The sequence below is a fragment of the Stieleria sedimenti genome, assembly GCF_025060895.1.
GTDB classification, from domain to species: domain Bacteria; phylum Planctomycetota; class Planctomycetia; order Pirellulales; family Pirellulaceae; genus Stieleria; species Stieleria sedimenti.
Map to the genome: position 1 here is coordinate 1 of NZ_JANZKV010000184.1, position 12,438 is coordinate 12,438.

Annotated in this window: 9 protein-coding genes; 2 read left to right on the forward strand and 7 right to left on the reverse strand. The window is 58.8% G+C overall.

The genetic code is table 11. The annotated features are described in order from the left end of the window. Window positions 1–400 precede the first annotated feature (400 nt). The gene (locus tag NZK35_RS23400) at window positions 401–1,807 is read left to right on the forward strand and encodes an O-antigen ligase family protein (RefSeq protein ID WP_259634946.1); all 1,407 of its coding nucleotides are present in this window, start codon (window positions 401–403) and stop codon (window positions 1,805–1,807) included. A 107-nt stretch (window positions 1,808–1,914) separates the two neighbouring features. Here NZK35_RS23400 and lepA read toward each other — a convergent pair whose 3' ends face one another. Together lepA and NZK35_RS23410 are read right to left on the reverse strand one after the other, a co-directional pair. Further along, window positions 1,915–3,714: a translation elongation factor 4 gene (lepA, locus tag NZK35_RS23405; RefSeq protein WP_259634947.1), complete on the reverse strand. Its 1,800-nt coding sequence runs from the start codon at window positions 3,712–3,714 to the stop codon at window positions 1,915–1,917. Further along, window positions 3,711–4,772 (reverse strand): ROK family protein, encoded by a 1,062-nt coding sequence (locus NZK35_RS23410; protein WP_259634948.1) that lies wholly within the window; start codon window positions 4,770–4,772, stop codon window positions 3,711–3,713. Before NZK35_RS23410 ends, lepA begins: the two co-directional genes overlap by 4 nt. A gap of 232 nt (window positions 4,773–5,004) precedes the next feature. On the opposite strand from NZK35_RS23410, the gene NZK35_RS23415 reads away from it, so the two are divergent. Continuing rightward, window positions 5,005–6,288 (forward strand): glycosyltransferase family 4 protein, encoded by a 1,284-nt coding sequence (locus tag NZK35_RS23415; protein WP_259634949.1) that lies wholly within the window; start codon window positions 5,005–5,007, stop codon window positions 6,286–6,288. A 98-nt stretch (window positions 6,289–6,386) separates the two neighbouring features. Here the strand turns inward: NZK35_RS23415 and NZK35_RS23420 are convergent, their stop codons facing one another. The 5 genes from NZK35_RS23420 to NZK35_RS23440 all read right to left on the reverse strand — a co-directional run bounded on the left by NZK35_RS23420 (window position 6,387) and on the right by NZK35_RS23440 (window position 12,142). Then, window positions 6,387–7,505: a WD40 repeat domain-containing protein gene (locus NZK35_RS23420; protein ID WP_259634950.1), complete on the reverse strand. Its 1,119-nt coding sequence runs from the start codon at window positions 7,503–7,505 to the stop codon at window positions 6,387–6,389. Next, a complete protein-coding gene (locus NZK35_RS23425) occupies window positions 7,502–8,761 on the reverse strand; it encodes a DUF1501 domain-containing protein (RefSeq protein WP_259634951.1) in 1,260 nt (419 codons plus the stop codon). Before NZK35_RS23425 ends, NZK35_RS23420 begins: the two co-directional genes overlap by 4 nt. Window positions 8,762–8,788: 27 nt before the next feature. Continuing rightward, window positions 8,789–10,453, reverse strand: a complete 1,665-nt coding sequence (locus tag NZK35_RS23430) for a DUF1549 and DUF1553 domain-containing protein (RefSeq protein WP_259634952.1) — start codon at window positions 10,451–10,453, stop codon at window positions 8,789–8,791. Between the two features lie 236 nt (window positions 10,454–10,689). Then, window positions 10,690–11,322 carry a Uma2 family endonuclease gene (locus NZK35_RS23435; RefSeq protein WP_259634953.1) on the reverse strand — a complete coding sequence of 211 codons (633 nt, stop codon included), beginning with the start codon at window positions 11,320–11,322 and terminating at the stop codon, window positions 10,690–10,692. A 97-nt stretch (window positions 11,323–11,419) separates the two neighbouring features. Next, complete coding sequence (locus tag NZK35_RS23440) at window positions 11,420–12,142, reverse strand: hypothetical protein (RefSeq protein ID WP_259634954.1); 723 nt, start codon at window positions 12,140–12,142, stop codon at window positions 11,420–11,422. Between the last annotated feature and the right edge of the window lie 296 nt (window positions 12,143–12,438).

Here is a 12,438-nt window from a genome sequence, read left to right on the forward strand (position 1 = left end):
TCTTCAGATGAGGGCCCGTAGGCTCGCGCCAAACGGCTGATATTCGTTTGACATCAGCCGGTTCGCGCCAGCGTCCGGGCCCCCTCATTCATGTTAACTTAGCGGTATTGGGCTGAAGCCTGCACACCAACACTCATGGCGCGTGCGGTTTGGTACCCGGACCGTTGGCGGCCGAATCGCGTTCTGGCTTGCCGGCCAAGGTGACTTGGTAGCGGTTGTTCCCGATGCGCCGGCGAAACGCTTTGGGGCACCCTCGGCCGCACGGGATTGCGTTCGAATTTCCGCCGGGCGAGATGCATCTGGCACCTATGTTTTGGGACCCCGTTGTCGCTCGTTTGTCCCAAGCGAGCTCTCGGCGATCACAGCCGAGCGACAAACGCCCGCTTCATTCGTGTTTCCGATGAACTTACTGGCCCTCCTGTTCGCACTCGCCGTCGTCGTCTGGCTGGTCCCGCTCGTCAAAGACGGACGCTTGGCCGGCATGTTGACGCTGCTGTTGCTGACCGGGACCGTCTTCGGGCCCCCCTTCCTGGCTTTCGACGGGCCGATCCAGGTCAGCTTGGACCGCATGCTGTGGGCTTTCCTGATCGGTTTGGCCGCCGTCCAGTGGCGACTCGGCAAACTGAAACTGTCGCCTGTTAATCGTGTCGACGTCTGCTTGCTGGTGTTCGTCGTCTACCTGTTCCAGCGCAGTCGCGGTGGTGAGCTGAGCGAGACGCTGGTCGACCCGACCGCTCGCTGGCTGTTTTATATCTTCATGCCGATCACCGTCTACTGCGTCGCGCGGGTGACACCGTTCCGTCGCAGCGACTTGTGGTGGTTGTTGCACGCGCTGATCGGACTGGGGATCTATCTTTCCTTCACCGCGGTTTGTGAAGTCAAAGGGTGGCACGCGTTTGTGTTTCCCAAACACATCCTCAACCCGGAAGTCTGGATGTTCCTCGGCCGCGGCCGTGGGCCGTTGTTGAACCCGGCGGGCAATGGATTCATCATCGGCGTCGCCATGGCGGCGGTGGCCGCCTGCTTCGTCGGCAGCGACCGCCGGACCAAGGCGATCTATGCCGCGATCGGCGTGATCCTATTGGTCGGCGGGTACGCGACGCTGACGCGCAGTTGCTGGCTGGGGGTTGCCGGCGCGGTGGCCATTGTCGGCTTGGTCCACAGTCCCCGCTGGGTGCGAGTGATCGGCTTGGCCGCCACCGTGTTGCTGGCCGGTGCGATGACGATGGGATTGAAAGAACAGCTGATGGCGTTCAAACGTGACAAGGCGCTCTCCGCGGCCGATGCCGCCAAGTCGATCGAGCTTCGACCGTTGTTGGCCACTGTCGCTTGGGAGATGTTTAAAGACAAACCGCTGACCGGTCACGGATACGGACAGTACTTCCAGCGTCACGATGCGTACCACACGATTCGGGATTATGGTCTGCCGCTCGAACGCGTTCGATCCTACAGCCACCACAACGTCTTCCTGGCGTTCCTGGTCGATTCGGGACTGATCGGACTGGGACTGTTCCTGGTGGTCATCGTGACGCTGGCCGGCTATGGATGGCGGATGGCGACCGATGGTTCCTTGCCGCTGGACCGCCGCCGCGTCGGACTGCTGACGATCGGGATTCTGGCGTGCTACTTTCCTAACGCCATGTTCCACAACATGACCATCATCCCGATGGTGCAGATCTTCCTGCTGGGGATCGGTGGCGTGGTCGTTGCGGTCTACGAAAACGGTTTCGTCAAAGACGAAGCGGAGGCAAAGCGGGCACTGGCTCCCACCGACGCAATTGGACACCGCGGCTGGATGGTGAGGTAGGAAAATTTTGGAGGCAGGAAGATTCGCTTCGTTCAATGGAGGGTGTTTTTCACAATTTTCCTACCCCCGAAATCTTCTTACCCGATCCGCCGAAAAGCGACCGCGGATCAACCGCCCTCGGCTTCGCTCAGCACGGCCATGAACGCTTTTTGGCTGATCTCCACGTTGCCGACCGCCTTCATGCGTTTCTTGCCTTCTTTTTGTTTCTGCAACAGCTTGCGTTTCCGCGTGATGTCACCGCCGTAGCATTTGGCCGTCACATTCTTTCGCATCGCCGGCACGGTTTCTCGGGCGATGACGCGACTGCCGACAGCGGCTTGGACCGCGACTTCGAACATGTGCCGGTCGATTTCGCTTTTCAACTTCTTGGCGACCGCGCGTCCGCGACGGTCGGCATCGGCCCGGTTGCAAACGATACTCAACGCATCGACCCGGTTGCCGTTGACCAAAAAGTCCAAGCGGCACAAATCGGCGGCTTCGTATCCGACCATCTCGTAGTCCAACGTGCCATAACCGCGGGTGCAGCTTTTGATTTTATCGTGCAGGTCATAGACGACTTCGGCCAACGGGATGTCGTAGGTCAACATCGCCCGCTGGGCACCCAGGTATTCTTGAGACTTCTGAATGCCGCGCCGTTCCTGACACAGTTTCATTACCGCGCCGATGAAGTCGGTCGGGACGATGATGTTGCAACGCACGATCGGTTGACGAAACTCTTCGATGTCACCCGGGTCCGGGACATCCTGAGGTTTGTGAACGGTCTTCGTCTCGCCACGCTTGTTGACGATCTCGTAGGTGACGTTGGGTGCGGTTTGCACCAGGTCGATATCCGATTCGTTCTCCAGCCGTTGCTGGATGATCTCCATGTGCAACAGCCCCAGGAATCCGCAGCGAAACCCGAACCCCAAGGCGTCACTGGTCTCGGGCTCGAATTCGAAACTGGGGTCATTGACCGCCAACCGCTCCAAGGCGTCGCGGAGGTCGCTAAAGTTTTGTCCGTCGCTGGGGAACAGCCCGCAGTAAACCATCCGTTTGGGACGCGCGTAGCCGGGCAGCGCCGGGGCGGGATTGTCACCGGCGATGCTAACGGTGTCACCGATGTGCACGTCACCGATGCTTTTGATGTTGCAGATCAGATAGCCGACTTGTCCGGCCACCAATTCGTCGCACGCGACACGCTGGGGTGCGAACTGGCCCAATTCGACGACGTCATGAGTCGTTCCGGCGCGGAGGAATTTGATCTTCTGGCCCTTGCGTACCGTTCCCTGCATCACGCGGACGTAGGTGATCGCGCCGCGGTAGTCGTCGTAGTTGGAATCAAAGACCATCGCTTGCAGCGTTGCCTGCGGGTCACCGGTCGGGGCGGGAATCCGATCGACGATCGCATCGACCAACGCCGAGACACCTTCGCCGGTCTTGGCACTCACCCGAACGCAGTCGTCCGGGTCGGTTCCCAGCGAGTGCATCATCTCCTCGGCGACTTCGTCCGGCCGCGCGTGCGTCAGATCAATTTTGTTGATCACCGGGATGATGTGCAGGTCATGTTCCATCGCCGCGTAGGCGTTGGCGACCGTCTGAGCCTCGACGCCCTGAAAGGCGTCGACCAACAGCAAGGCGCCTTCGCAACAGGCCAACGATCGAGACACTTCGTATTGAAAGTCGACGTGGCCGGGCGTGTCGATCAGGTTTAACTCATAGTCCACGTTACCGCGTTTGTAGCGCATTGCGACCGCGCGGGCTTTGATGGTGATGCCGCGCTGACGTTCCAGTTCCAGATCGTCGAGCAGTTGCTCTTTCATCTGCCGCGTGCTGACCGTCCCCGTCTCCTCGAGCAGTCGGTCGGCGAGCGTGCTCTTGCCGTGATCGATGTGGGCGATGATGCAGAAATTTCGAATCTGTTTGGTCATGATTGTTTCATTGCTTGTTTCCGCGCGTACCCGGCCAGGCCGAGGTATCCCGCGTCGGCACCCAAGTTCGCGAAGGCGATCGAGGTGCCGTCAAATACGTTTTCAAACGTCCGGCTTTTGAATTCTTGGAGAATGCCGGACAAAAATCGTTCTCCGATCGGGCATCCGCTGCCGCCAAAGTTCATCGCGCCGCCCAGCGTGACCACTCCGGGGTCCAATGCATGCACCAGCGACGTGATCCCGATCCCCAGCCATTTTGCCGTTTCGTCCACGATTTCAAGTGCCACGGCGTCTCCTTCGTCGGCGGCCTCGTAGACCTTTTTGGCCGTCAATTCGGTATTGCTGCCCCCCAGCAGGCCGCTGAGCGAACTCTCGGCACCGGCGGTCAGCCGTTCGCGGGTGCGGTCGACCACGGCACTGGCGCTGGCATAGGCCTCCAATTGGCCGCGGCCTCCGCCCCAGACACACAACCGTGCCGTCGGCGAAGGATCCACCAGGATGTGTCCACATTCGCTGCCGAAACTGTTCACGCCGTTGACCAACTCGCCATCCACGATGATCCCTCCGCCGACGCCCGTCCCCAGGGTCAATAGAATCATCGAATTCGAATCCCGTCCCGTCCCGATCCAAAATTCCCCGAATGCCGCCGCGTTGGCGTCGTTCAAGAACGAAATCGGACGTCCGAGCAACTCCTCGAGTGCATCGACAATCGCAAATCCCCACCAGGAAGGCAACTGCGGTGGGGCGACCAAAAGTCCGTTGGCAAGGTCCATCGGCCCGGGGGCGCCCAAGCCGATGTGTGGAACCTGTCCCACGACCTCCAGACGGCTCTCGACCTCTGAAACCACGTCGGCGATTCGCTGCATCGCCGCCGGAGCCCCTTCGCCTTCACGGGTCGGGATTTTCTCATAAGCGACCGTGTAGCCCTGTTCGTCGACCAAACCGAGTTTGATCCCAGTGCCGCCAATGTCGATGCCCCAATAGTACGGTGCACTCGACAGCTCAATGGGGTGGATTTGAGACGACGTGACGGGCGCCGGGTCGCTGGAAAGACTCATAGTTGCGTTTTTGGTTGAGAAACGGTCCGACGCATCGCCCCCAGAGTTTCGAGTGGGTTACGGTTGCCGCCGGCGGATCGCGGCGGCCGCTTCATCGCGGTAGCCAGTTGATTGGATTTGCCGGTTGATCGGATCTGACAGTAGTGGATCTGACAGGGCGGAGTATAGAAACGGTCCGCTATAGTCACAACGAGCGTTTTCCCACAGTTTCCCCCCAATCCGTACCCCCCCCATGAAAGTTGTGTATTTGACCGCTGGAGCTGCAGGAATGTTTTGCGGCAGTTGCATGCACGACAATGCGATTGCCCGGGCATTGGCCTCCATCGATGTCGAGTGCATTCTGCAGCCGGTGTACACGCCGATTCGCACGGACGAAGAAAGTGTTGCCGATGGGAAGGTGTTTCTTGGCGGCATTCACGTCTATTTGTTGCAGCAGATGCCCTGGTTGCGGTTTCTGCCCCGCCCGGTGCGCGGTCTGTTGGATTCTCCAACGCTGATCCGCTGGGCGACGCGGCGTGCCGGCGGCATCGATCCGGCCAAACTCGGCGAGCTGTCTGTTTCGATGTTGCGAGGAGCCGACGGCCGCCAAGCCGAAGAATTCAAACGTTTGACCGACTGGATCGCCACGGAACTTCAACCCGATGCCGTCGTCCTGACGAATCTTTTGATCGGCGGCGGACTGCCGCAACTGCGCGAACGGTTACCCGACGCCAAGTTGATCGTGATGCTGCAGGGCGATGACATCTTTCTCGATCATCTCCCCCAAGCGGCCCGCAGTGCGGCGATCGAACTCTGCACCCACCTGGTTCAGTTTGTGGATTACTTTTGCGTCCACAGCCAGTTTTACGCGCAAAAAATGGCCGCGCTGTTCGAGATTCCCGACGAGAAACTGGTCGTCACGCCGCTCTCGATCGATCCGACACCGTTTACCGCCGGCCAACGACGCGACGATTCTGCCGAGGGCGAATTTCGGTTGGGATACCTGGCCCGCATCGCACCGGAGAAAGGATTGCATCGCTTGGTCGAAGCCTTTGAACGCATCGCCGCCGAGGACCCGACCATCACACTGCACGCGGCCGGTTGGCTGGGCAACGGAAACGAATCCTACTTGCGCTCGCTCCAAAAACGTTTGCACGATGCGGGACTGGCCGACCGGTTCACCTATCACGGCAGTCCCGATCTGGCCGGCAAGGTGCGTTTCCTGCAAAGCATCGATCTGTTGAGCGTGCCCACCGAATACGAAGACCCGAAAGGATTGTTTGTGTTGGAGTCGTTGGCGGCTGGAACACCGGTGGTGATGCCCGACCACGGCGCCTTCGGCGAGCTGGTTCGGTCCACCGGTGGCGGCGTATTGGTTGCCCCGGACAGCATCGACGCCCTATCCGCCGCGATCAAAGAGCTGAAGGCGGATCCGAACCGACGACGCGTGTTGGCCGAAGCCGGCCGGCGCGGCGTCGACGAAAAGCACTCCATCGCCGCCGCCGCCAAACAGCTGGCGGACCTGGTCGAGCGGTAGTGCTTTGTCAGCTTTGAGTTTTCCTGAAGCTAAATCTAGGTGCGGTATTCATCGTGTCCGGTAAGAGGGTCGCTGGGCCCGAAGGGCCGGCAGACACTCTACCGACCCTCCGGGCCTAAGACACTTCGCTCTGCCGGCAAACCCGAATCCAAATCGTCGGAGTCAGCGATGTCACGATCAACAGCTGGTATCGACCCGATGTCGTCCGGCTCGGTGGCTTCGGCGGTCATCTGGTACAGCCGGACATGGCCATCGGCATGGGCGACGGCCAGTCGGTCGGCTCCGACAAGATCAACGCCGCGGGCTGCGCTTTTCATTTTGAAGGTGTGAAATGCCTCGTCACTGCCATCGTTGTAAAACCAAAGTTCGCCTTTGCCTGATTTGTCCGCACCGCCGCCGACCAGGAAGCCCTGGGGATGAAACCGTACCGCCCACGCAACTCCTTTAAAATTCTCGGCCGCTCGAAGCTGCCGCGTCGCTTCACCGGTTTCCCAGTCAAAGACCACGATGATCGGATCCTGAATCCCGGCGAACGAGTTCACCACCTTGGTGATCCCCGCGCTGGCCCATCGGCTTCCACAGGCATTGAATTGCATGTCTCGTGCGCCACCCATGTCCGCCGCAAATTTCTTGTCGTAGCCCGTCATCATGCCGGCATCGATTTTGCGTTGCTGACCACCCGTTTTGAGATCCCAAATGAAGATGGCGCCCATCAGATCTTGGGAAACCAAGTGCCCGCCGTCGGGGTGAAAGTCGACACCGTAGACGTGTCGCTCGTGCCCTTTCAGCTCCAGCTCTTGCTCTCCGGTTTCGATGTTCCACAGTTTGACGAGCAAATCGTTGCCGCACGTCGCCAGACGCGTGCCGTCTGGGCTGACTCGCACCCAGCGGGCGGCGCCCTGATGAGCGGGGATGCTGCGGATGATCGGAGCAGCGTCCTGGGTGAGGTCCCAAATATTGACGACTCCGCCCCAGCAAGCCGTGTAGAGCTGTTTCGAGTCGGCTGAAAAATCGATGGATCGAACCCAGCTTTGATGCCCACTCAACGTTCTGAGTCTGCCGTCCTCAAGATCCCAGAGTTGAACATCCAGGTCTTGCGCGCCCGCGGCGACATAACGAGACTCCGGATCGACGCGCAGCGTGGTGAGTGGCCGGGAATGCTTCAATTCGCTGATAAGGTGCGTCTGAACCGGATCGATGGTTGCGTTTGAATTCATGCCAACAGCTCCTCAATCGGCGCGGCGGCGGGGTCGCCGATCGGAATCGATTTTCCGGCAACGTCGTGGTCCGTCGTGGAATCAAGCCCGAGCGCGGACAGATACGTATGAAACAGATGTCCGCCGTCGACTTCGCGTTCGACGACTTCGGTCCCCTCATCGTTGGTTTTGCCAATCACGGCAGCGGGCTGGATGCCACACCCGCCCATCGCAACGGACCACGCCGTTCCCCAATGATCACGACCGTATTTCGTGTTGATTTTCGGCGTGCGGCCCATCTCGGAATAGACGATCACCAATGTACTGTCGAGCATTCCGCGATCGTGGAGATCGTCGAGCAGCATCGAAAACGTTTTGTCGAATTCGCCGAGTTGCTCCAGGTGGAAATTAAAATTCTCGGCGTGCGTATCGTATCCATGATGCGTGACTTTAACGCACGTCGCTCCGTTCTCCAGCAAGTCACGCGCCAGGATGCAATGACGACCGAAATCGTGGCGGCCGTAACGGTCCAGGTCTTGCTCGCCGACCGCGCCCTCAAACATCGCCTTGCGTTTCATCAGTTTCTCAGCTTGTTCGAACGAACTGTTGTAGACATCCGTCAGCGCACGTGAGCGTTGCTGGGAAAACCGACGGTCAAATTGAACACGCAGCCGTTGGCGAGCCTCGTCAGCCGTTTCGTCGATCGTGTTGGGAGAGGCGAGGTTTGCCGGTGCCTGATCGCCCAACAGTTTCAGTTCGGCGTGCCGTGCCCCCAAAAACGCAGCCGTCGAATCAACGATGCCGCGTTTGCTGATGTGAATGTAGCCGGGTAGCTCGGCATCGGCCGGAGCCAGATATTTTGAGACAACCGAACCGAGGTAGGGATAGTCGCCGGCGCGCCGTCCCTTTTCCATGAACAACATGCCCTGTCGGTGATCGCCGATCTTCGAATTGATGCCCCGGACCAGCGAAAGCATATGCATCCGACTGGCCGTGTGCGGCAGTAATTCGGAGATGTGGATGCCGGGAACCGACGTCGGGATTGCTTGGAACGGGCCACCGTACTGCGTGCCCGGCTTGGGATCCCAGGATTCCAACTGGCTCACCCCGCCTTGCAGATAGATCTGCAACACCCGCTTTTGTTGTCGCTGTAGAGCGGCGGCGTTCAAAGGACTGGAGAGCGCTCCCAATCCGATCGCACCGGCGGCGGAGCCCCACAAAAAGTCTCGCCGGGCGATCAAGTGATCGATGCCGTTGCAGTCTTGATTTCGTCGCATGGATGTTCTCCGTCGAATCGTGAACGGTTAGTGGTTGAATCGAAACTCGGTGGAAACGAGCGCTGCCCATACCAATTGCTGGAGATCCGTTTTGCGGTCGGTGGTCGCGTCGAGCATCTCGTCGATAAACATGGTTTCATCCGCGTCGGGAAGTCGCGAGAAAACCGACACGTACAGCTCTTCGGCAACCGCGTTGTCATCGAGTGCATTCAGGCGATCCGCCAGCCCATTCTTTTGCGTCACCCAACGTTGAACCAACGCGCCATTGCGAAGAAACAGAGCTTGATCTGCCGACGCGTCAAACGCTGTGTTCTGAACTCCTTCGAAACCAAAGAGGTTAACAAACACCTTCGTGTCATTTGCCAGCGCCTTGTTCAGTGCTTCTTCTTGCCAGATCGGATCGAGCGCCAACTGTGGATCATTGGTCTTTTCTTGCTTGGCAATCGCGACGGCCAACTGTTGCTCGGCAACGCCTGTCGCATGCATCATTGAAAATGCCAGTTGCTCCGGCGAAAGCGGTTTGAGCAACGCGACCGAAAAGGTCGTTGCACGGTTGGAGCTTAGGTCATGATCCGGCGTGTCGTGTCTGCTGCTCCGTTGATAGGTGTCCGTCAGAGCGAGTTCGCGAAGCAAGTACCGCAGATCATAGTCGTGTTCCAGCAGCGAATCGGCGAGCAGATTGAGCAGTTTTGGATGTGTCGGCGGATTTTGGGCATGCCACATGTCGACGGGATCCACCAACCCACGTCCCATCATCAACGCCCACATTCGGTTTGCAATATTTTCTCGAAACGCTCGGTTGGCGTCGTCTGTTATCGATTTGGCGAGTTGGAGTCGTCGGCTGTAGACCGGAATCGCCCGTACATTTTTCTCGGGTTTGACCGTGTAAAGCTGTTCGCCCGGTGGCGGGTCGATGATGGGAGGTGCGTCCAACATTCGTGGCGCCGTCTGGTCCGTTTCCGACGTGAACACGGATGTGAACTCGACATCGCCTTCTGCTTTTTCGCCGATCGACGATTTTTTTGTTTTGGGATCTTGAACCAGATAGCTCCGCTTGATGAACGCGGCCAGACCGTAGTAATGTCGTTGCAGATAGTCGTCGAGCGCCGGATGGTCATGGCATTGGGCGCACTCCAAATCCCTGCCCAAGAAGATGCGTCCGATGTCGCGTGTTACCTGGTCGACATTCAATTCGCGATCGAGCAGAAATCGGGCGGCGGCACGCGATTGTTCGTCCGCTCCATCGGCCGACAACAGTTCCTGAGAAAGCTGTCGCCAGGACTTGTTTTGCAAAAACGAATCCTTCAGATACGCGTGCCATTGCTCAGCGGTGACGTGTTTGTTCGGGCGACGTTCCATCAACATGGTGTCGAACACGTATTGCATCCGTCTCGCGTATTGCGGCGAACCGAGCAGTCGGTCGACGAGTCTTGTCCGCTTGTCGGGTGCCGAATCCGCGAGAAACTCACGCACTTCTTTGGCGGTCGGAATGGTGCCCGCCAGATCTAGAGAAACTCGTCGCAGAAAAGACGCGTCGTCGGTGATCGCGGACGGCTTTTGGAAATCGGAATGCGTCGAAACCAGGGCATCGACCTGGACATGCAGCGAGTCGCCGGCCTGGAGCGTTTGTGAGTGAACTGCCATGCTGCCGATGACAATCGCAAAGATCACAATGACGCGCGAGCGAGTCATAGAGGTGCCTGGCGCGGTGGGGGGAGGCTGGTGGGCGGGGAACAAGTCGCGTCAGCGGCACGACTCATCGCCAATCAGTCTACCACATCTCAGCCGGAGAGAATCAATTCACTCGGTTCGCCGAGAGCGCCGGCAAGAAAAAAGCCCATCCGCACCCATCAGCAAATGGTGGAGCAAAAAAGGGTCGGAGTAAAAACGGCTCCTGACCCTTTTTCACTCACTCGCGTCCACCTTTGTCAGACCACTTCGTCCGCCAACCGCATCACCTGGTTCACGGGCACCTCGAACGACGGCAGGAACGATCCACGCGCGGTTTCACCGGCTCGAAAGACCCCGACTTCGTCGTAGGCGTCACCGTTGAGTCTCAACACCGTCACGGTGCGATCGAAGGGGTCAATGATCCAGTACTCTTGGACACCGCCTCGAGCGTAATCGGATCGTTTGGCAACATAGTCACGATGCCTCGCTTCGGCACCTTCACTGACCACCTCCACCGCGATGTCTAATCGACTGGGATAATCCGTCGGTGAACTGGGAAAGCAGGGCGGCGTCAAATACAACAGATCGGGTTCACGAATGGTCCCGGCAAACAGCGTCACCGGCAGCGGTGCCTGTAGGACGCGCGCGCCATCGCCGACTGCAGCGCTCGCCGATCGCATCAGTCCGGCGACGAAATCCACGATCATTTGATGCATCCATGTCGGCATCGGCAACACCTCCAGGCATCCTTCGGACAATTCGACCAAGCGGTCGGTCGGAAGTCGAAAATAGTCCTCGTCTGTCCATTGCCCCTGAAGCGGAAACAACCTCGCCAATTCCCAGGCGGGGGCTGCATCGGATGACGGCGAAGGTGGTGTCGACGATGACATCAATCAAGACTTGACGGTTGGGTTCAACTGGTCAGGTTTGCGTACAGGTTTACATCTAGCGCAGCGACGAAGATCACGTCTCGCGCGCTGCTCGATTCTAACCGATTTTGCCACCTCGACGAGATCGCCGCACACAAACGCCCAGCAGTGTCAATGACAAGAACAGTGTGGCACTGGGTTCCGGGATCGCGGTCGGGATCGTGAAGACACTCCTTTCCGATCCCAGCGGCGATGAAAACAGGGGATCGACCAGCATCGTCTGTTGAGCTCCCGAAGGCCGGATCGCGACCGATGTCGTCCGGGTCGATGACCCGTCGTTTCCGCCGAAGATGTCCAACGTGATCGTGTCGCCGGGTTGCAAGCCGAGCCCGCTGTAATCAAACGTCAGCGTTCCGATTTCAAACGCGTCAGTGCTGGTGATCTCAAACGGAACTGGCGGGTCCGGCAGAAAGGACTCCAACACAATTTGCGATTCGAAACCCGGTGAACCGCTGCCGAATTGCCGTCCGTCGAACCAGGACGCAAACCGGGCAGTCGCATCGAATCGGACCCGCCCGTAATCGGTCAGCGGGACCGCATTGATGGTACTCTTGACGATATCCAAATTGATCCATTCGACTATGTCGCCGACGGCATCGGCCGTACCGGAAAACACCAGATCGGTCTCAAAACGTTCCCCGGTGGCGGCCCGAGACGGCGTCAAATAAGCGACGACGTCCGCCGGGCAAGGCTGGACGCTCAAACATCCGAACCAGCCAAACGCAACGATGCCGATCAGCGATGGCCAGACGGATCGACGATCAAGCAATCGATGGAACATGGGTCCGAGTGAGCCTTGAGGATTTGAATGCCTCAATGCTAAATCGAGCGGGGATCAAAAGCAAGCTTGCAATTGGGTCCGAGACCACTAACCTTTGGGGGTCGCAGGGAGGGACAGGCGTTTCCTTTCGGTTTCGCGTCGCGTTCTTTGCGATCCTATTCCCACGTTTCTCGGTTGGGAACGGAATAAGGGCCACGTTTTGCAGATCGCGTAGCGAACGTCTCGCTTGGATCGCGACAGCGAATGACGTCGCCTTTCCTCGTTCCAGTGCCGAATCGAATTGATAGGCATCTCGG